This is a genomic window from Achromobacter spanius (assembly GCF_039673305.1).
GTDB lineage: Bacteria > Pseudomonadota > Gammaproteobacteria > Burkholderiales > Burkholderiaceae_B > Achromobacter > Achromobacter spanius_F.
Genome location: NZ_JBDJLJ010000052.1, coordinates 1 through 19,116, shown reverse-complemented (window position 1 = coordinate 19,116; position 19,116 = coordinate 1). Strand labels below are relative to the sequence as shown.

The 19,116-nt window shown below is 68.7% G+C and carries 15 protein-coding genes and 1 tRNA gene; 10 read left to right on the top strand and 6 right to left on the bottom strand.

Annotation, left to right across the window (positions count from 1 at the left end; all coding sequences use genetic code 11):
* Positions 1 to 17: 17 nt before the first annotated feature.
* The 4 genes from ABE485_RS25565 to ABE485_RS25550 all read right to left on the bottom strand — a co-directional run bounded on the left by ABE485_RS25565 (position 18) and on the right by ABE485_RS25550 (position 4,964).
* A complete protein-coding gene (locus ABE485_RS25565) occupies positions 18 to 2,315 on the bottom strand; it encodes a hypothetical protein (protein ID WP_346518044.1) in 2,298 nt (765 codons plus the stop codon).
* Between the two features lie 27 nt (positions 2,316 to 2,342).
* Positions 2,343 to 2,414: transfer RNA gene (locus ABE485_RS25560), tRNA-Trp, on the bottom strand.
* Positions 2,415 to 2,516: 102 nt separating this feature from the next.
* A complete protein-coding gene (locus ABE485_RS25555) occupies positions 2,517 to 4,040 on the bottom strand; it encodes a fumarate hydratase (RefSeq protein WP_346518043.1) in 1,524 nt (507 codons plus the stop codon).
* A 156-nt stretch (positions 4,041 to 4,196) separates the two neighbouring features.
* Entirely contained in the window at positions 4,197 to 4,964 is a 768-nt protein-coding gene (locus ABE485_RS25550; protein WP_346518042.1) for a crotonase/enoyl-CoA hydratase family protein, read from the bottom strand.
* Between the two features lie 268 nt (positions 4,965 to 5,232).
* On the opposite strand from ABE485_RS25550, the gene glyQ reads away from it, so the two are divergent.
* The 8 genes from glyQ to def are packed head-to-tail and all read left to right on the top strand — an operon-like array spanning position 5,233 to position 12,693.
* Complete coding sequence (gene glyQ, locus ABE485_RS25545; RefSeq protein ID WP_008168668.1) at positions 5,233 to 6,144, top strand: glycine--tRNA ligase subunit alpha; 912 nt, start codon at positions 5,233 to 5,235, stop codon at positions 6,142 to 6,144.
* Positions 6,145 to 8,283, top strand: a complete 2,139-nt coding sequence (glyS, locus tag ABE485_RS25540) for a glycine--tRNA ligase subunit beta (protein ID WP_346518041.1) — start codon at positions 6,145 to 6,147, stop codon at positions 8,281 to 8,283. It begins immediately after the preceding gene.
* Positions 8,280 to 8,819, top strand: coding sequence for a D-glycero-beta-D-manno-heptose 1,7-bisphosphate 7-phosphatase (gmhB, locus tag ABE485_RS25535; protein ID WP_346518040.1), 540 nt, complete (start codon positions 8,280 to 8,282; stop codon positions 8,817 to 8,819). The genes glyS and gmhB overlap by 4 nt, the downstream gene beginning before the upstream one ends.
* A 4-nt stretch (positions 8,820 to 8,823) precedes the next feature.
* Complete coding sequence (locus ABE485_RS25530; RefSeq protein ID WP_346518039.1) at positions 8,824 to 9,552, top strand: lysophospholipid acyltransferase family protein; 729 nt, start codon at positions 8,824 to 8,826, stop codon at positions 9,550 to 9,552.
* Positions 9,539 to 10,549, top strand: a complete 1,011-nt coding sequence (locus ABE485_RS25525) for a M48 family metallopeptidase (RefSeq protein ID WP_346518038.1) — start codon at positions 9,539 to 9,541, stop codon at positions 10,547 to 10,549. The genes ABE485_RS25530 and ABE485_RS25525 overlap by 14 nt, the downstream gene beginning before the upstream one ends.
* 46 nt (positions 10,550 to 10,595) lie before the next feature.
* Positions 10,596 to 11,738, top strand: a complete 1,143-nt coding sequence (locus ABE485_RS25520) for a 2-aminoethylphosphonate--pyruvate transaminase (protein WP_346518037.1) — start codon at positions 10,596 to 10,598, stop codon at positions 11,736 to 11,738.
* A gap of 11 nt (positions 11,739 to 11,749) precedes the next feature.
* Positions 11,750 to 12,145 carry a lactoylglutathione lyase gene (gene gloA, locus ABE485_RS25515; RefSeq protein ID WP_346518036.1) on the top strand — a complete coding sequence of 132 codons (396 nt, stop codon included), beginning with the start codon at positions 11,750 to 11,752 and terminating at the stop codon, positions 12,143 to 12,145.
* Positions 12,146 to 12,159: 14 nt separating this feature from the next.
* Entirely contained in the window at positions 12,160 to 12,693 is a 534-nt protein-coding gene (gene def / locus ABE485_RS25510) for a peptide deformylase (RefSeq protein WP_346518035.1), read from the top strand.
* On the opposite strand, the gene ABE485_RS25505 is transcribed toward def, so the two are convergent.
* Entirely contained in the window at positions 12,690 to 15,059 is a 2,370-nt protein-coding gene (locus tag ABE485_RS25505) for an acyl-CoA dehydrogenase (RefSeq protein WP_346518034.1), read from the bottom strand. The two genes, def and ABE485_RS25505, sit on opposite strands and share 4 nt — an antisense overlap.
* A 25-nt stretch (positions 15,060 to 15,084) precedes the next feature.
* Between ABE485_RS25505 and ABE485_RS25500 the strand changes: the two genes are divergently transcribed.
* Entirely contained in the window at positions 15,085 to 16,314 is a 1,230-nt protein-coding gene (locus tag ABE485_RS25500; RefSeq protein ID WP_346518033.1) for a nucleoside recognition domain-containing protein, read from the top strand.
* Positions 16,315 to 16,378: 64 nt separating this feature from the next.
* Here ABE485_RS25500 and pyk read toward each other — a convergent pair whose 3' ends face one another.
* Entirely contained in the window at positions 16,379 to 17,821 is a 1,443-nt protein-coding gene (pyk, locus tag ABE485_RS25495) for a pyruvate kinase (protein ID WP_346518032.1), read from the bottom strand.
* Positions 17,822 to 17,926: 105 nt separating this feature from the next.
* On the opposite strand from pyk, the gene ABE485_RS25490 reads away from it, so the two are divergent.
* Positions 17,927 to 19,069: a glycerate kinase gene (locus ABE485_RS25490; RefSeq protein WP_346518031.1), complete on the top strand. Its 1,143-nt coding sequence runs from the start codon at positions 17,927 to 17,929 to the stop codon at positions 19,067 to 19,069.
* Positions 19,070 to 19,116 lie beyond the last annotated feature (47 nt).

Below are 19,116 nucleotides of genomic sequence, written 5' to 3'. Positions count from 1 at the left end.
GGCAGCGAAAAGACGGTTCAGCCGGCGTCGTGCAGCAGCCAGTGGCGCGTGTTGGACCAGCCCGTGAAAACGCGGCCTCCGCGTGCGGTGGCGTCATGCTGCGGCAGGCGTTCGCCTCGCGCCGCCTGCTGCAGGCCCTGCATGACCGGCCGGAAACGGCTCTGGAATGCCGCGCCCTGCGCCCGCAGGTGCGCTTCCATGGCGGCAATCGCTGCCGCCTGCTCCGCCGGCGGCAGCAGCGACAGAAAGAACAGGGCTTGCCGCCAGGCGTACGCGGTATTGCGGATCATCCGCAGCCGCGCATGCCAATCGTTGATCTTCATCTGCTGACGCGCGCAGATCCATTCAAAGCTGGCCAGCGCCATCTGTCCGTAGCGGTCCGCCAGCATTGCGTCCACGCCCGCGTGCGCCACCAGCACCGCGAGGTTCTGCGTGGTCAGGATCTGCTGCTGTTCGATGACCATGCCGTTGACCGCAGGCTGACCCAGGCCGGGCTGCACGCCGGCGCGCGCTGCGCATAGCAGGCCGAATGCGTCGGCCTGCGCCTGCGTCCCGCGGGATTCCCGGGGCGACGGCAACGCAAGGATGGCGCGCGCATCGATGGCGAAATAGTTGGCGTACAGGCTGTCTTCCAGCAATGTCGCCGCGCACCGGGCCGCGTCCAGGAACTTGGGTCCGAACCGTCCCATGAAGATGTCCGCCGCGAGCTCATCGACCAGCGGAAGATCCCATTGCGCCCGCTGCGCAAGCGCCTGCAGTTCCTGCAGCAGCTTGTTGGGCAATGGCGCGTGCGGAAACGACGCCAGCGCCAGTCCGGCGATGCCGGTCAGCGACGCGCGCGCCGCCTCGGCGTCCGCCCTGGCCGGTTGCCGCAGGCCTTCGACGGCAGCCACCCAGGGCAGCCCGCCGAAGCTTGCCTGCCGCTCCAGGTTCAGCAGCAACAGGGACCGGCGCCGGCGAAACGCCTGATAGCACGCGCCGTAGAGCGCCCGCAAATCCGGATCGTCGAAGCCCCCGGTCTGCAGCGCGGACGTGATTCGCGGCGTCAGCGTCGCCAGGGAATCGCCCGAGGTGATCAGGCCCTGTTCCACCAGTTGTTCGATCGTGCCGCTCTGGCAACGCCGCGCTCGCCGCGCCAGGGGCGCCGGCACTTCGGTCCCGGCGGGCAGGCCAAGACTGCCCGCCTCGCGCGCGTCCAGGGGCGCCAGCACCGGCCCCAGGTCCGGCACGCCCGCAGACGCGGGATACGCTTGCAGGCGGCCGGCGACCAGCGGCGCGATGTCATGGAACCCGACGGCGGCGACGTCGCGGCGCTGACGCTCGCGCAATGCCCGATGCGCGGCCGAGCCCGGCGCGCCATGGGCCGCCACGAAATCGTCGACGATGCGGCGTATTCGCCCGACCTGACGTCCCTCCAGGGCGTCCGGGGCGTGCGCGCAGCGCGCCAGCAGGTCGAACAGTTCCCGCTTGTGGCGATGCCGGCGCGACGTGCCTACCGCCGTCTGGCCGTCGACTTGCGCGCTATCGAGCTGATCCACGAGCGCCTGGGCGCGGCGCGTCCAATCCGGCGGATAGCGCCGGCAGGGCCAGCCGTCCTCGACAGTCTCGAGGAACAGGGCGACGGCCTGGTCGTAGCGCGGCAACAGGCCAAACACCGCCGCCTGCTGCGCGGCGATGCGCGGCTGCGGCGGCAAGGCGGACAAGCGCGCGGCCACCTCGCCCGCCGTGCTGACGTGGAGTTCGACGCCGGTTCCTTCGTGGCCGGACTTGGGAGCCGGATAGAACCTCAGACGATCGAAGAACGGGACCAGGACCGAAACCAGTTCGCGCGCGGCTTGCGCATGCCCCCGGCCCAAGAGCCAGGCGGCCATGGGCAGCGCGGCCGCTTCGGGCACGTCGATGCGATAGTCGCCGCGGGAGATCCGGTCCTGCAATTGCGCAATACCGGCCTCGCTCAGGAAATAGGCGTTCAGATCGCGCCGTTCGCTGCCGGCACCGATGCCGGGCAGGCCCGCGGCCAGTTCACGTTCAAACGCGGCCAGCGGCCCGCCGGCGAGCAGCGCGCCGGTGGCGAAGCCGCCCGTGGCCACGTCCAGCGTCACCCAGTCGGGTATGCCGGGCAGCGGCGTCGACGATCCGTACGCGGCGGCGCCTGTCAGCGATTGCGCCAGCACCTGGCTCCAGCGCGAGACACGCGCGGCCGCCCGTTCGCGGACGGCCGGGTCCGAATGGGATTCATAGGTAAAGAACGCTTTCGCGAGCATGGCGGCGGCATAGCCGCTGCCCACCCCGTGCGCATCCGGCGCGTCATCCATGATGCCTGGCTTGCGTAAGAAGAAGGGATCCGGGAGCTGGAGTCGAACCAGCGCCTATCCGGACTGGAGCCGAATGTTCTACCGCTGAACTATCCCGGAATGACGGACGCAGTATAAACATCCCGTCAGACCGCCGTTGTTGCCCGAAAAAAATTGGCCGCTGTCTCCAGCGGCCAATCGATCTTCAGCAGGTCATCGCAATCAGGCGACGGCGACCGGGATCTTGCCGATCCTGGCCTGCCATTCCTTGGGTCCGGTCGTGTGGACCGACGTGCCCTGGGCGTCGACCGCCACGGTCACCGGCATGTCCTTCACGTCAAACTCGTAGATGGCTTCCATGCCCAGGTCGGCGAAGCCCAGCACCTTGGCGCCGCGGATCGCCTTGGACACCAGGTAGGCCGCGCCGCCCACGGCCATCAGGTAGGCCGAGCCGTGCTTCTTGATGGCCTCGATGGCGACCGGGCCGCGCTCGGACTTGCCGATCATCGAGATCAGGCCTGTCTTCTCGAGCATCATGTCGGTGAACTTGTCCATGCGGGTGGCGGTGGTGGGGCCGGCGGGGCCGACCACTTCGTCGCCCACCGGATCCACCGGACCCACGTAATAGATCACGCGGTTGGTGAAGTCCACGGGCAGCGGCTCGCCCTTGGCCAGCATGTCCTGGATGCGCTTGTGCGCGGCATCGCGGCCGGTGAGCATCTTGCCCGACAGCAGCAGGGTCTGGCCCGGCTTCCAGCTGGCGACTTCTTCCTTGGTCAGCGTGTTCAGGTCGACCTGCTTGGACTTGTTGTAGTCCGGCGCCCAGTGCACTTCCGGCCATTCGGACAGCGACGGCGGATCCAGGCGCGCGGGGCCGGAACCGTCCAGTTCGAAGTGCGCGTGGCGGGTGGCCGCGCAGTTCGGGATCATGGCGACGGGCTTGGAAGCCGCGTGCGTCGGGAAGGTGCTGATCTTGACGTCCAGCACGGTCGTCAGGCCGCCCAGGCCCTGCGCGCCGATGCCCAGTGCGTTGACCTTTTCGTACAGTTCGATGCGCAGCTCTTCCAGCTTGTTCTGCGGGCCGCGGGCCAGCAGTTCGTACATGTCGATGTCTTCCATCAGCGACTGCTTGGCCATCAGCATGGCCTTTTCGGCAGTGCCGCCGACGCCGATGCCCAGCATGCCGGGCGGGCACCAGCCGGCGCCCATCGACGGGACGGTCTTGAGCACCCAGTCCACCAGCGAATCGCTGGGGTTCAGCATGGCGAACTTGGTCTTGTTTTCGGAGCCGCCGCCCTTCGAGGCGATCTGCACGTCGACCTTGTCGCCCTGGACAAGCTCGACGTGCAGGATACAGGGCGTGTTGTCGCGCGTGTTCTTGCGCGCGAACAGCGGATCGTCCAGCACCGAGGCGCGCAGCGGATTGTCCGGATTCAGGTAGCCGCGGCGCACGCCTTCGTCACAGAGCTCCTGCAGGGTGCGCTTGGTGTCGAAGCGCACGCTCATGCCGATCTTCAGGAAGACGTTGACGATGCCGGTGTCCTGGCACAGCGGACGCTTGCCTTCCGCGCACATGCGCGAGTTGGTCAGGATCTGCGCCATCGCATCGCGCGCGGCCGGGCTTTCCTCGCGCTCGTAGGCGCGCGCCAGGTGGCGGATGTAATCGACGGGATGGTAATAGCTGATGAACTGGATCCCGTCGGCGATCGACTGGATTAAGTCTTCTTCTTTAATGATGACGGACATGGCGATATGCAGGTCTGGATGGAAAACGTGAAAACGCGGCTGGCCGTGGCAGCCAGCCGCGCGGTGTAAAGCACTATTTTTGCCGCGCGGCCGCCTCATGGCAAATCGGCCCCATCGGGCCGCCGGCCGGCCTGGCGCAGCAATGCCGGAACATTCTTACTTGCCTTGCCACACGGGCTTGCGCTTCTCGGCAAAGGCGGTGGCGCCTTCCTTGGCGTCGGCCGACGTGAAAATGTGCGCGATCAGCGGACGCTGGCGGTCGAACATGCCTTCCTGCTCCCAGTCGCCGGACTGCGCCACGATGCTCTTGGCGGTCTGCACGGCCAGCGGGCCGTTTTCGACGATGGCGCGGGCCAGTTCCAGCGCGCCGGCCAGGGCGCCGCCCGGTTCGGTCAGGCGGTTGACCAGGCCGAAAGCGTGGGCGCGCTCGGCGCTGAGCATTTCGCCCGTCAGGATGACCTCCATGGCGATGTGGTACGGCAGGCGGCGCGGCAGGCGCAGCAGGCCGCCGGCGCCGGCCACCAGGCCGCGCTTGACCTCGGGCAGGCCGAACTTGGCGTTGCTGGCGGCCACGATCAGGTCGGAAGCCAGCGCCATTTCGCAACCGCCCGCCAGGGCGTAGCCCTCGACCGCCGCGATCAGCGGCTTCTTGGGGGGCCGTTCGTTCAGGCCGGCAAAGCCGCGGCCTTCCACATACGGGCGCTGGCCCGACGCGGCGAAGGCCTTCAGGTCCATGCCCGACGAAAACGTGCCGCCGCCGCCCGTCAGGATGCCGATGCGAACATCGTCGCGGCTGTCCAGCTGGTCCAGCGCGGCGGCCATGGCCACGGCGGTTTCCAGGTTGATGGCGTTCTTGGCCTCGGGACGGTTGATCGTGATGATCTGGATGCCGTCGGTGACTTCCACCGTGATCAGGTCAGACATGGGACTGCTCCTTTTTTCTCGATTTCTCGGAATCGGATTCCGGGTTTTATATAAGACTCAGGCTCAACCTGGAATCATACGACCATTGGTTTGAGGGCGCAGCGCGGTGCTCGGCGCGTGTCCACCAGGGGCACACCCCGGGGGGCTCCGCCCCCATATGTAACCGGAATCCCCCCACCGCGGACCGCGTGGGCCCCAGGGCAGTTAAAATGCCGGGTTTCCCACGCCCAGGGCGCCCCTTGCCCGGCGGCCGAATTCCAAGAATCCTATGCTCACCTTTCAGCAAATCATCCTTACGCTCCAGGAATACTGGGACAAGCAGGGTTGCGCCCTGCTGCAGCCCTACGACATGGAAGTCGGCGCCGGCACTTCGCATACGGCCACTTTCCTGCGCGCGATCGGCCCGGAGCCCTGGCGCGCCGCCTACGTGCAGCCTTCGCGCCGTCCCAAGGATGGCCGCTACGGCGAAAACCCCAACCGCCTGCAGCACTACTACCAGTACCAGGTCGTGCTCAAGCCCGCGCCCCCGGAAATCCTGGATCTGTACATCGGTTCGCTCAAGGCGCTGGGCATCGATCCCACGCAGCACGACATCCGCTTCGTCGAGGACGACTGGGAAAACCCCACGCTCGGCGCCTGGGGCCTGGGCTGGGAAGTCTGGCTGAACGGCATGGAAGTCACCCAGTTCACGTACTTCCAGCAGGTCGGCGGCCTGGACTGCACGCCCACCACCGGTGAAATCACCTACGGCCTGGAACGCCTGGCCATGTACCTGCAGGACGTGCAGAGCGTCTACGACCTGGTCTGGACGGAAGGCGCCAACGGCAACCGCGTGCTGTACCGCGACGTGTTCCACCAGAACGAAGTCGAGCAGTCCACGTACAACTTCGAGCATTCGTCCGCCGACATGCTGTTCGCGCACTTCAATGACTACGAAGCCGAGGCCAAGCGCCTGATGGACGTGCCGCTGGCGCTGCCGGCCTACGAGGCCGCGCTGAAGGCCGCGCACACCTTCAACATGCTGGACGCGCGCGGCGCGATCAGCGTCACCGAGCGCGCCGCCTACATCGGCCGCATCCGCAACCTGTCGCGCGCCGTCGCGCAGGCCTACTACGATTCCCGCGAACGACTGGGCTTTCCCATGCTGGGCCGCGACAAGGCCGCCGGGGAGGCAGCATAAATGACGACGAACATCCGCCCGCTGCTGGTCGAACTGCTGACCGAAGAACTCCCGCCCAAGGCCCTGCAGAAGCTGGGCCAGGCCTTTGCCGAAGGCGTGCGCGGCACGCTGCAGCGCCACGGCCTGCTGGCCGACGGCTGCGCCGTGACCGCGTATTCGACGCCGCGCCGCCTGGCCGTGCACCTGTCCGCCGTGCTGGCGCAGGCGCCCGACCAGGCCTACGCTGAAAAGCTGATGCCCGTGAAGATCGGCCTGACCGAAGACGGCAAGGCCACGCCCGCGCTGCAGAAGAAGCTGGCCGCCAAGGGCCTGGAAAACATCGACGTGTCCACGCTGGACCGCGAATCCGACGGCAAACAGGATTACCTGGTCGCGCGCGGCACCGCCGCCGGCGCCCTGCTGGCCGCCGGACTGCAGGAAGGCATCGACGCCGCCATCGACGGCCTGCCCATTCCCAAGGTCATGCGCTACCAGTTGGCCGACGGCGTCACCACCGTCAAGTTCGTGCGCCCGGCGCACGGCCTGGTCGCCCTGTTCGGCGCCGACGTCGTGCCGGTCTCGGCGCTGGGCCTGACGGCCGGCCGCGAAACCCTGGGCCACCGGTTCATGAGCCAGGGCGCCGTCTCGTTCGCCGACGCGGACGCCTACGCCGCCACGCTGGCCGAGAACGGCCACGTCGTGGCGTCGTTCGAGGAACGCCGCGCCGAAATCCAGCGCCAGTTGCTGGAACAGGCCGGCCGCCTGTCCGCCACGCTGGGCGACGACCCCGAAGTGGCCGCGCTGCTGGACGAAGTCACCGCGCTGGTCGAACACCCCACGGTCTACGTGGGCCAGTTCGAAGCGCAGTTCCTGCAGGTGCCTCAGGAATGCCTGATCCTGACCATGCGCCTGAACCAGAAGTACTTCCCGCTGTTCGACCCGGCCACCGGCCGCCTCACGCACCGCTTCCTGATCGTGAGCAACATGCGCACGGACAATCCGGTGAACATCGTCGAAGGCAACCAGCGCGTGGTGCGCCCGCGCCTGGCCGACGCCCAGTTCTTCTTCGAAACCGACCGCAAGACGCCGCTGGCCGCGCGCGTCGAACAGCTGGGTTCCATCGTCTATCACAACAAGCTGGGCACCCAGCTTGAACGCGTCGAGCGCGTGCGCGCGATCGCCCGCGGCGTGGCCGGCCAGCTGGGCGGCGACGTTTCCGCCGCCGACCGCGCCGCCCTGCTGGCCAAGGCCGACCTGGGTTCCAACATGGTGGGCGAATTCCCTGAGCTGCAAGGCATCATGGGCGCGTACTACGCAGCCGGCGACGGCGAACCCGACAGCGTCGTCGAGGCCCTGCGCAGCCAGTACCGCAACCGCTATGACGCGCCGGTGACGCAGGACACCCTCACCGCCGCCACGCTCTTCATCGCCGAACGCGTGGAAACGCTGGTCGGCATCTGGGCCATCGGCCTGGCGCCCACCGGCGAACGCGATCCCTTCGGCCTGCGCCGCGCCGCGCTGGGCCTGATCAGCGCATTCGAGCAACTGGCCGCGGGCGGCTGGCTGAAGATCAGCCAGGACGGCCCGCTGTCCCTGGACGGCCTGCTGGAACTGGCCGCCGGCACGTTCCCGGCCGGCAAGATCCCGGCCGACACGCTGCCCGAAGTGCGCGCCTTCATCTACGAACGCTACCGCAACCAGCTCATCAACGACTTCGACCGCAACGCGGTCGAGGCCGTGATTGCGCTGACCCCGCCCCTGCACCAGGTGGCCGAGCGCGTGCGCGCGGCCGCGGCCTTCGCGCAGCTGCCCGAGGCCGCCAGCCTGGCCGCCGCGAACAAGCGCATCGGCAATCTGCTCAAGAAGGCCGAAGGCGAGATCGGCGCCGTGAACGACGGCGCGCTGGTGGAACCCGCGGAAAAGGCCCTGGCCGCCGCCGTGGCCGCGCTGCGCCCCAAGGCCGAAGCGCAACTGGCCGCGGGCGACTTCGCCGGCAGCCTGTCCACGCTGGCCCAGGCCCGCGAACCCGTGGACGCCTTCTTTGCCGACGTCATGGTCATGGCCGAAGACCCGGCCGTGCGCGCCAACCGCCTGGCCCTGCTGGGCCAGCTGCATGGCCTGATGAACCAGGTTGCCGACATTTCCAGGCTCGCACAGTGAAACTCATCATCCTCGACCGCGACGGCGTCATCAATCAAGACAGCGACGCCTTCGTCAAGACGCCCGACGAATGGGTCGCCTTGCCCGGCAGCCTGCAGGCCATCGCGCGCCTGACGCAGGCGGGCTGGAAGGTGGTGATCGCCACCAACCAGTCGGGCCTTGCGCGCGGGCTGTTCGACATGGACACGCTGACGGCCATCCACACCAAGATGCGGCGCGAGCTGGCCGCGGCGGGCGGCAGCGTGGACGCCGTCTTCATGTGCCCCCACGGCCCGGACGACGACTGCGCCTGCCGCAAGCCGCGCCCCGGCATGTTCGAGCAGATCGGCCACCGCTACGACATCGACCTGGCCGGCGTGCCGGCGGTGGGCGATTCGCTGCGCGACCTGCAGGCCTCCTCCGCCGCGGGCTGCTCGCCCTGGCTGGTGCTGACCGGCAACGGCGCGAAAACGCTGGCCAAGGGCGGTCTGCCCGACAACACGCGCGTATGCGACGACCTGTCGGCCGTGGTCGACGCCCTGCTGCAGGACGCCTGATCCGATGGCCCGGCTTCGCTCTCTGCTTTACTTCCTGTTCCTGTCCGTCACGGTCATCCCCTACGCCTTCGCCTGCGTCCTGTGGGCGCCGCTGCCGCTGCACTGGCGCTACAAGCTGACCGTCGGCTGGCCGCGGCTGGCCATCTGGGGCGCCAAGGTCATCTGCGGCATCCGCTGGCAGGTCAAGGGCTGGGAAAACCTGCCCGACGGCCCGGCGGTCCTGCTGTCCAAGCACCAGTCGGCCTGGGAAACCCTGTTCTTCCCGGCCTACATGCCGCGCGAGGTCTGCTTCGTCTACAAGAAAGAGCTGCACATGGTGCCGTTCTTCGGTTGGGGACTGGCGCTCCTGCGCATGATCGCGATCGACCGCTCCAAGGGCCGCGATGCCTTTGAACAGGTGGTGAAGCAGGGCCAGACCCGCCTGGACGAGGGCCGCTGGCCCCTGCTGTTCCCCGAAGGCACCCGCGTGGCGCCGGGCAAGACCGGACGCTTCAAGATGGGCGGCGCGCTGCTGGCCTCGCGCACCGGCGCCGCCGTCATTCCCGTGGCGCACAACGCCGGCGAATGCTGGCGGCGCAACGCCTTCGTGAAGCAGCCTGGCCTGGTCACCCTGTCGATCGGTCCCGCGATAGAATCCAAGGGTCTTACCCCCGAGGAACTGAACCAGAAGGTCCAGGACTGGATCGAAGGGGAAATGCGGCGACTCAACCCTGAAAGGTATGCCCAGCACTGATCAGCTCGAACTCCTGTTCGACATGCAGGAAGACGACGCGCCCCCGGGCGCGCCGCCGCTGATCGCTGCGCCCGCGCCATTTGCCGCGCCGCGCCCAGCGGCGCCCCGGCCCGGCCTCCCCCAGCCGACCGCTCCCGCGAATCTCTTTCCCGATGCCCCCGCCGGCGCCGCTCCCGCGGGCGAACCGCTGCTCACGCTGTCGCCCAACGCCGCGGCGCGCGTGCCGACGCCCTGCCCCGACCCGCTGCCCCCCGGCGCGCGCTGGCGCGAGGTGCCGACCGAACATCAGCCCATCGGCTTCGTGCTGCTGCGTTCGCGGCGCCGCAGCATCGGCTTCGTGATCACCGACGACGGCTTGCGCGTCACGGCGCCCAATTGGGTAACGCTGACGCAGATCGACGACGCCGTGCGCGAAAAGGCGCGCTGGATCCTGGCCAAGCTGCGCGAATGGCACGCCCGCAAGCAGCAGCTGGCCATGGCGCATACGCGCTGGCAGGCCGGCGGCGAACTCCCGTACCTGGGCCGGCGCATCGTCATCGGCGTGGGCGGAGACAGCCGCCAGGCGTGGCTGTCGGGCGACGCCGAGGCGCCCCAGGATGGCGACACCCTGTGGCTGGCGCTGCCGTCCAACGCCGACCAGGGCCGCATCCGCGACTCGGCGCAAGCCTGGCTGCAGCAGCGGGCGGGCGCCTGGTTTGGCGCGCGGCTGGCGCACTTCCTGCAGATCAGCGGACTGAAGATCCGCCGCTGGCGCCTGTCGTCGGCCGCCACGCGCTGGGGCTCCTGCACCAGCGACGGCAACATCATGCTGAACTGGCGCCTGATCCATTTCGCGCCCGCCATCATCGACTACGTCATCGCGCATGAACTCGCCCACCTGCGCGAGATGAACCACAGCCAGGATTTCTGGCGCGAAGTGGGCCAGATCCTGCCAGACTTCGAAGACGCCAAGAACATCCTGCGGCGTCACGACCCCGCTTCCCTGCCCCAGTTCTGAGGCACCGGGAACCCCAGCGCCTGTTGCGATCAAAAGGAGAGTCGAAATGTTGCTGCTGATTCCGGGCCCGGTCACGACCGATGCGCGGGTGAAGGCCGCCGGGGCGCAGGATTACGCGCCCTGGGACAACGATTTCCGCCAGATGTACCGCCAGGTCTGCGACGGCGTGCTGGCGATCGCGCAGGCGGAACCGGACGAACACGTCGCGCTGGCGCTGCCCGGCTGCGGCCATTTCGCCGTCGAAGCCGCGATCCGCACCTTCGTGCCGCCGGGCGGCCGGCTGCTGGCGCCGTCCACCGGCGCCTACGCGGCCCGCCTGCAGAAGCTGGCCGCCGAGGCAGGCCGGGTCGCCGTGCCGCTGCATGTCGGCGCCACCGAACGCGTCGATCCGCAGGCCGTCGCCGCCGCGCTGGAACGGGATCCCACGCTGACGCACCTGGCGCTGGTCTACAGCGAGACCGGCAGCGGCATCTGCCACGACGTGCCCGACCTGGCGCGCATCGCCCACGCCTTGGGCCGGCGCGTCATCGTCGACGCGGTATCGGCCTTCGGCGCGCTGCCGCTGGAACTGCGAGCCCTGCCCGCGGTGGATGCCGTGGTGCTGACCGCCAACAAGTGCCTGGAAGGCCTGCCCGGCGCCGCGTTCGTCGTGTCGCGCCGAGACAGCCTGGAAACCGCGCGCGGCAACGCCGGCAGCTGGTCGCTGGACCTGGCGGACATCTATCAGCACACCCTGGCCCCCAATGCCGGGCCCCGCTTCACACCCGCGGCGCCCGCGCTGGCGGCGCTGGCCATGGCGCTGGAACTTTACCGGGAAGAAGGCCGCGAGGCCCGCCTGGCGCGCTATACGGCCAACATGCGCACGCTGTACGATGGCGTGATCGACCTGGGGCTGACGCCCTACCTGCCGCCCCAGTTGCAGGGGCCTATCGTGGTCAACGTCCACGCGCCGGATGCCCCAACCTGGCACCTGCAGCTGTTCGTGGACGCGCTCAAGCAGCGCGGCTACGTGCTCAGCAACTTCACCAACACCGAAGCACCCACGTTCCGGGTCGGCTGCATCGGCGCCTTCGGCGCGGACCAGATGCGGCAGGCAGTCGACGCCATGGGCGCCGCGCTGCGCGACATCGGAATCACACGGGAACGCGCCGGATTGTCTCGGTTCATTCCCCAACCCCTCACCGCTTAAGGAATACCTCCATGCGTATGCTCCACACCATGCTGCGAGTCGGCAACCTCGACAAGTCCATCGACTTCTACACCAACGTGCTCGGCATGCGCGTGCTGCGCCGCAACGACTACCCCGAAGGCAAGTTCACGCTGGCCTTCGTCGGCTACCAGGACGAATCCGAAGGCGCGGTCATCGAGCTGACCCACAATTGGGACACCGACAAGTACGACCTGGGCAACGGCTACGGCCACATCGCCCTGGAAGTCGACAACGCCTATGAAGCCTGTGACAAGGTCAAGGAACGCGGCGGCAAGGTCACGCGCGAGGCCGGCCCGATGAAGCACGGCAAGACCGTGATCGCCTTCGTGGAAGACCCCGACGGCTACAAGATCGAGTTCATCCAAAAGAAAGGCCGCCAGGACTGAACGGGACTTCCGCCATGATCCATCCGATCCTGAAAATGGGCGATCCACGGCTTCTGCGCGTGGCGCCGCCCGTCGAACGCTTCGACACCCCTGAACTGCACGCCCTGATCGACGACATGTTCGAGACCATGGCGGCCGCGCAGGGCGTGGGCCTGGCGGCGCCGCAGATCGGCGTGGACCTGCAGCTGGTGATCTTCGGCTTCGACCGCAACGAGCGCTATCCCGATGCGCCCCCGGTGCCGCAGACCATCCTCTGCAACCCCGTCATCACGCCGCTCTCGGACGAGATGGAAGACGGCTGGGAAGGCTGCCTGTCGGTGCCGGGCCTGCGCGGCCTGGTGCCGCGCTACCGCCGCATCCGCTACAGCGGCCGCGATCCCTACGGCCAGCTGATCGAACGCGAAGCCGAAGGCTTTCATGCGCGGGTGGTGCAGCACGAGTGCGACCACCTGATCGGCCGGCTGTATCCGTCCCGCATCCGGGACTTCTCGAAGTTCGGCTACACCGAAATCCTGTTCCCGGACATGGATCCCAACCAGGACGACTAAGCGGCGTCCTGGCCGGAATCGGCCGCGGCCGTCTTCGCGGCTTGCGGCGACAGGTCTTCCGGCGCGAAATCATCCACCTGCAGGACCCGCGCCACGACGGCCTCGGCGGCTTCAAGCTGCGCGGCCTGCGCGTCCGTGATGGCGCCCGCCCGGTGGGCCTCGCGCCAGTCGCGCACGCCGGACTGGCGCAGGCGGTCGCGGATGGGCTGCACGGCGTCGACCAGCGCGAACGCGCGGGTCAGCAGGCCCAGCGGATCTTCGCCGGGCTCGCGCTGCAGCTCGGCCGCCAGGCGCGCATGCGTGGGCGACGGTTTGAGCAGCAGCTCGGCGCATTCGCGCGTCAGCGCGTCGTTCGGCCCCTTGGCCAGCCGCAGCGGCAGGATGGCGGCGCGCAGCCCCCAGGACAGCGCCTTGACCGGGAGGTTGCGCAGCACCTGGTCCATGCTTTTCTCGATGCTTGCATACCCCTGCTCCATGCACCACCGCACGAGGGGCAGGTCGTCGTGCTTGCGGCCTTCGTCCTCCCAGCGCTTGAGCACGGCCGACAGCAGGTACAGCTCGGAAAGCATGTCGCCCAGGCGCGCCGAGATCATCTCGCGGCGCTTCAATCCGCCGCCCAGCTGCGCCAGCGCCGCGTCGGCCAGCAGCGCGAAACCCGAGGAATAGCGGCCCAGCCGCCGGTAATGCCCGGCCACCGGCCCCGACGCCGGCGCGGGCGCCATGATGCCGCCGGTCCACGCGCGGCCGATGGCGCGCAGCGCGTTCAGTCCGGTGTGACGCAGATGGCGCCAGAACACGTCGTGGAAGACCTCGATGCCGCGCTCTTCGTCGGGATTGCCCAGGGCCAGCATTTCCGGCATCAGGTAGGGGTGGGCGCGGATGGCGCCCTGCCCGAAGATGATCAGGTTGCGCGTCAGGATATTGGCGCCCTCGACCGTGATGGCGATGGGCACCGCGCGGTACAGCGATCCCAGGTAGTTGCTGGGGCCGTCGATGACGGCGCGGCCGGCGTGCACGTCCATGGCGTCGTTGACGGAAACCCGCATGCGCTCGGTGGCGTGGTACTTCATGATGCCCGACACGACCGCCGGCTTGACGCCCTGGTTGAGCGCCGCGCACGTCAGGCGCCGGGCGGCCTCCACCAGGTAGGCGTTGCCCGCCAGGCTGGCCAGCCTTTCCTGCACGCCCTCGAACTTGCCGATGGGAATGCCGAACTGCTCGCGCACCCGGGCGTACATGCCGGTGGTGTGCGCGCACATCGCGGCGGCGGCGGCCGACAGCGAAGGCAGGGAAATGCCCCGCCCCGCCGCCAGTGCGCTCATCAGCATCTGCCAGCCGTGTCCGGCGCGCTCGGCGCCGCCGATCAGCGCATCCAGCGGCACGAACACGTCCCGGCCCTTGTTGGGGCCGTTCTGGAAAACCTGCATGGCGGGCAGGTGGCGGCGGCCGATCTCGACGCCCGGCGCCTCGGTGGGCACCAGGGCCACGGAAATTCCGATGTCCTTGGGGCCGCCGAGTATGCCTTCCGGGTCCGACATCTTGAACGCCAGTCCCAGCACGGTGGCGACGGGCCCCAGCGTGATGTAGCGCTTGTGCCAGTTGAGCCGGATGCCGATGAGTTCGCGGCCGTCCACCACCTGGCGGCAGACGACGCCGGTATCCACCATGGACGCCGCGTCCGAGCCGGCTTCGGGGCTGGTCAGGCCGAAACACGGAATCTCGCGGCCGTCCGCCAGGCGAGGCAGCCAGTAGTCGCGCTGCGCGGGCGTGCCGAACTGCATCAGCAGTTCGCCCGGCCCCAGCGAGTTCGGCACCATGACGGTCACGCCGGCGGTGATGGAATACGCGGAAATGCGCCGCACGACCTCGGAATGCGCATAGGGCGAAAAACCCAGTCCGCCGTAGCGGCGCGGGATGATCATGCCGAAAAAGCGCTTTTCCTTGAGGAACGCCCAGACCTGCGGCGGCAGGTCCCGTCGGTTCCAGGCAATGTCCCATTCGTCCAGCATGGCGCACAGTTCAGCCACCGGACCATCGATGAAGCGCTGCTCGTCCGGCGTCAGCGCGGCGGCGGGCACGTTCAGCAGCTTGCGCCAGTCGGGATTGCCGGTGAACAGGTCGGCGTCCCACCAGGTGTCGCCGGCCTCGATGGCTTCGCGCTCGGTGGCGGACATGGCCGGCATCGCGTCGCGCGCCCAGCGGTACGCGGGTTCCGAAATGCGGCGCCGGCGCCAGGCGTTGAAATCCATGAATCCCCCTGTTATGGCTACAAGACGTATCAGGGCAAAGTACCAGAATTGGCGGCCCGCGGCCAAGCCGCGGCTTGCCGACTCTGCGACAATGGGCGTCGCCGCGCTGATGCGCATTCAACCGCTGTCCGGGCACGTCCGCATGCTGAACAAACTCTGGCTGGGCTTCTTCCTCACTGCCGCCGCGGCCGCGCTGTACCGCTGGCTGGCCATCGGGGATGCCGAGGTCTTCCGCCAGATGGTCGCCAGCCTGTTCGACATGGCGCGGGTCTCCGTGGACGTGATGGTGCTGCTGTTCGGCACGCTGACCTTGTGGCTCGGCTTCCTGCGCATCGCCGAAGGCGCCGGGCTCGTCGAAAGGCTGGCGCGCCTGCTGGGCCCGCTGTTTGCCCGCCTGATGCCCGACGTGCCGCGCAACCACCCTGCCATCGGCCTGATCACGCTGAACTTCGCCGCCAACGGCCTGGGCCTGGACAATGCCGCCACGCCCATCGGGCTGCGCGCGATGCGCGAGCTGCAGTCCCTGAACCCGACGCCGGAAACCGCCAGCAACGCGCAGATCCTGTTCCTGGTGCTCAACGCCTCGTCGCTGACCCTGCTGCCTGTCACGCTGTTCATGTTCCGCGCGCAGCAGGGCGCGGCCGACCCCACCCTGGTGTTCCTGCCCATCCTGCTGGCCACCAGCGCTTCCACGCTGGCGGGCTTCCTGGCGGTGGCGGCGTGCCAGCGCCTGCGCCTGGCCGACCCCGTCATCATGCTGTGGCTGGGCGGCGCGGCGCTGGCGCTGGGCGGATTCATGGCGCTGCTGGCCAGCATGTCTGCGGCCGCCATCGCGTCGCTGTCGTCGCTGCTGGGCAACCTGACCCTGTTCGGCATCCTGCTGGCGTTCCTGATCGTGGGCGCATGGAAGAAGGTGCCCGTCTACGAGGCCTTCATCGAAGGCGCGAAGGAAGGGTTCGATATCGCCAAGAGCCTGTTGCCCTATCTGGTGGCCATGCTGTGCGCCGTGGGCGTGCTGCGGGCGTCCGGCGCGCTGGACTTCCTGCTGGATGGCATCCGCTGGCTGGCGCAGCAGGCCAGCTGGGACACGCGCTTCGTGGACGCGCTGCCGACCGCGCTGGTCAAGCCGTTTTCGGGCAGCGCGGCGCGCGCGATGATGCTGGAAACCATGACGCACTTTGGGGTGGACAGCTTCCCCGCGCTGCTCGCGGCCGTCGTGCAGGGCAGCACCGAAACCACCTTCTATGTGCTGGCGGTGTACTTCGGGTCGGTGGGCATCCTGCGCGCGCGCCACGCGGTGGGCTGCGCGCTGATCGCCGACCTGGCCGGCGTGCTGGCCGCGATCGGCGTGTGCTACTGGTTCTTCGGCTGACCCGCCCGGCGGCCAACGGCCTGCCAGCCGTGCCGCCGTCCTGGGACGCCGGGCGCCCCCAGCCTCAGTCCACCAGCAGGATCTTCATCCCGTTGGTGCCGCCGCTGTCGCGGTAGAAATCGCCCTTGGTCAGGATCACCCAGTCGCCGGTCTGCACCAGGTTGCGCTTGCGCAGTTCTTCGATGGCGGCATTGCTCAGGTCGGCGGGATCGTAATCCGACGGCGCAAACGGAATCGTGTACACGCCCCGGAACATCGCCACGCGGTTCTGCGTCAGGCTGTGCGGGCTGTAGCAGTAAATCGGCACGCCCGAGCGGATGCGCGACATGATCAGCGGCGTGTGTCCGCTTTCCGTGAGCGCGATGATGGCCTTCACGCCGGGGAAATGATTGGCCGCGTACATGGCCGCCAGCGCGATGGTCTCGTCGCAGCGCGTGAAGGTCTCGCCCATGCGGTGATGGGACTTCGTCGAGGTCGGGTGCTTTTCCGCGCCCAGGCACACGCGCGCCATGGCCTGCACGGTTTCAACCGGGTACTGGCCCGATGCGCTTTCGGCCGACAGCATGACGGCGTCGGTGTAGTCCAGCACCGCGTTGGCCACGTCGGATACTTCGGCGCGGGTCGGCATGGGGCTGGAGATCATCGACTCCATCATCTGCGTCGCGGTGATGACGACCTTGTTCAAGGTGCGTGCGTGCTGGATGATGCGCTTCTGGATGCCAACCAGTTCGGCGTCGCCCACTTCCACGCCCAGGTCGCCGCGCGCCACCATCACGCCGTCGCTGGCGCGGATCAGCGCGTCCAGGGCTTCATCGTCGGCCACCGCCTCGGCGCGTTCGATCTTGGCGATGATCCAGGCCTGGCTGCCGGCTGCGGCAAGCAGCGTGCGGGCCTCGTCGATGTCGCTGCCATAGCGTGGGAACGACACGGCCACGTAGTCCAGTTCCATCTCAGCGGCAAGCTTGATGTCGACGCGGTCCTTGTCGGTGAGACTGGGCGCGGACAGGCCGCCGCCGCGGCGGTTGATGCCTTTGTTGTTGGACAGCGGCCCGCCCACGGTGACGGTGGTGTGGACTTCGTCGCCTTCGACGCGGTCCACCACCAGCACGACGCGGCCGTCATCGAGCAGCAGTTCGTCGCCCACGCGGCAGTCGGTCACGAGTTCGGGGTAGTCGATGCCCACGATGCTGGCGGTGCCGGCATCCTTGGGATGCGCGCGCGACAGCGTGAACGGCTGGCCGACCTGCAGCTGCACCAGCTTGTCGGTGAATCGCGCGATGCGGATCTTGGGGCCTTGCAGGTCGCCCATGATGGCGACGAAGCGGCCTTGCTTTGCAGCGATCTCGCGCACCAGCCGCGCGCGTTCGCGGTGGTCGTCCGCGCTGCCGTGCGAGAAGTTCAGGCGCGCCACATCCAGGCCCGCGCGGATGAGCGCTTCGATGCGTTCGGGCGATGACGTCGAGGGTCCCAGGGTGGCGACAATTTTTGTGCGGCGCAATACAGGCATGGCGGTCCACTCTCGCAAAAACAACGAAAGCGCTATGGTACGCCGGCCGCGTTCGCACGGGTATCATGGGCATCACGCCAACCTTCACCGAGCCCGCCGAATCCCGTGAAAATCGTCATCGCTCCCGACTCTTTCAAAGAAAGCGTTTCCGCGCCCGACGCCGCAGCGGCCATCGCGCGCGGCGTCAAGGCCGCCTTCCCAGGCGCGCACACGGTGTGCGTGCCGATGGCCGACGGTGGCGAAGGCACCGTCGAGGCCGTGCTGGCGGCAACCGGCGGCAAGGAGCGGCAGGTCACCGTGAACGACGCGCTGGGCCACAAGGTCGACGCCGTGTGGGGCCTGCTGGACGATGGGACGGCCGTGATCGAAATGGCCGCGGCCGCCGGCCTTGAACTGATCTCGCCGTCCAAGCGCGACCCGATGCGCGCCAGCAGCCATGGCGTGGGCGAACTGATGCTGGCGGCCATGAACGCGGGCGCCACGCGCATCATCCTGGGACTGGGGGGCTCGGCCACCAACGATGCGGGCGCCGGCATGCTGACGGCGCTGGGCGTGCGCCTGCTGGACGCGGGCGGCCACAGCCTGCCGCCGGGCGGCGGCGCGCTGGGGCAGCTTGCCAGCATCGACACGCGCGGCCTGGACCCGCGCCTGTCCGGCATCCGCATCGATATCGCGTCCGACGTGGACAATCCCTTGTGCGGCCCGCAAGGCGCCTCGCATGTGTTCGGCCCGCAAAAGGGCGCAACGCCCGAGCAGGTGCAGGCGCTGGACAAGATGCTCGCGAACTTCGCCGACGTCTGCGCCCGCCACCTTGGCGCCGACCACCGCGACGAGCCCGGCGCCGGCGCGGCGGGCGGATTGGGATTCGCCGCGAAGGCGTTTCTCAATGCCCATTTCCGGCCCGGCGTTGAAATCGTGGCCGAATTGGGCGGACTGGCGCAGGCGGTCGAGGGCGCCACGCTGGTCTTCACCGGCGAAGGCCGCATGGACGCGCAGACCCTGCGCGGCAAGACCCCCGCCGGCGTGGCCAGGATCGCGCAGCGCGCGGGCGTGCCCGTCGTGGCGCTGGCCGGCTCGCTGGGCGACGGCTACGAGGCCCTGCATACCTGCGGCATCAGCGCCGCATTCAGCCTGGCGCCGGGCCCCATCACGCTGCAGCAGGCGTTGGCGGACGCCGAGCGCCTCCTGAGCGACCGCGCCCGCGACGTCATGCAGCTCTGGATGGCGGCGCCAAAACGCATGCTGTGACTCGCGCCGCCGTCGCGGGAGCAGGCCATGCCCTGCGTCGCGGCGGG

What these genes read in the sequence shown, in the direction of transcription:
- glyS (WP_346518041.1), top strand. Translation starts at nt 6,145, where the DNA reads ATGACGACGAACATCCGCCCGCTGCTGGTCGAACTGCTGACCGAAGAA.
- ABE485_RS25500 (WP_346518033.1), top strand. Translation starts at nt 15,085, where the DNA reads ATGCTGAACAAACTCTGGCTGGGCTTCTTCCTCACTGCCGCCGCGGCC.
- ABE485_RS25505 (WP_346518034.1), bottom strand. Translation starts at nt 15,059, where the DNA reads ATGCGCATCAGCGCGGCGACGCCCATTGTCGCAGAGTCGGCAAGCCGC.
- def (WP_346518035.1), top strand. Translation starts at nt 12,160, where the DNA reads ATGATCCATCCGATCCTGAAAATGGGCGATCCACGGCTTCTGCGCGTG.
- ABE485_RS25530 (WP_346518039.1), top strand. Translation starts at nt 8,824, where the DNA reads ATGGCCCGGCTTCGCTCTCTGCTTTACTTCCTGTTCCTGTCCGTCACG.
- glyQ (WP_008168668.1), top strand. Translation starts at nt 5,233, where the DNA reads ATGCTCACCTTTCAGCAAATCATCCTTACGCTCCAGGAATACTGGGAC.
- pyk (WP_346518032.1), bottom strand. Translation starts at nt 17,821, where the DNA reads ATGCCTGTATTGCGCCGCACAAAAATTGTCGCCACCCTGGGACCCTCG.
- ABE485_RS25555 (WP_346518043.1), bottom strand. Translation starts at nt 4,040, where the DNA reads ATGTCCGTCATCATTAAAGAAGAAGACTTAATCCAGTCGATCGCCGAC.
- ABE485_RS25550 (WP_346518042.1), bottom strand. Translation starts at nt 4,964, where the DNA reads ATGTCTGACCTGATCACGGTGGAAGTCACCGACGGCATCCAGATCATC.
- gloA (WP_346518036.1), top strand. Translation starts at nt 11,750, where the DNA reads ATGCGTATGCTCCACACCATGCTGCGAGTCGGCAACCTCGACAAGTCC.
- ABE485_RS25520 (WP_346518037.1), top strand. Translation starts at nt 10,596, where the DNA reads ATGTTGCTGCTGATTCCGGGCCCGGTCACGACCGATGCGCGGGTGAAG.
- ABE485_RS25525 (WP_346518038.1), top strand. Translation starts at nt 9,539, where the DNA reads ATGCCCAGCACTGATCAGCTCGAACTCCTGTTCGACATGCAGGAAGAC.
- ABE485_RS25565 (WP_346518044.1), bottom strand. Translation starts at nt 2,315, where the DNA reads ATGGATGACGCGCCGGATGCGCACGGGGTGGGCAGCGGCTATGCCGCC.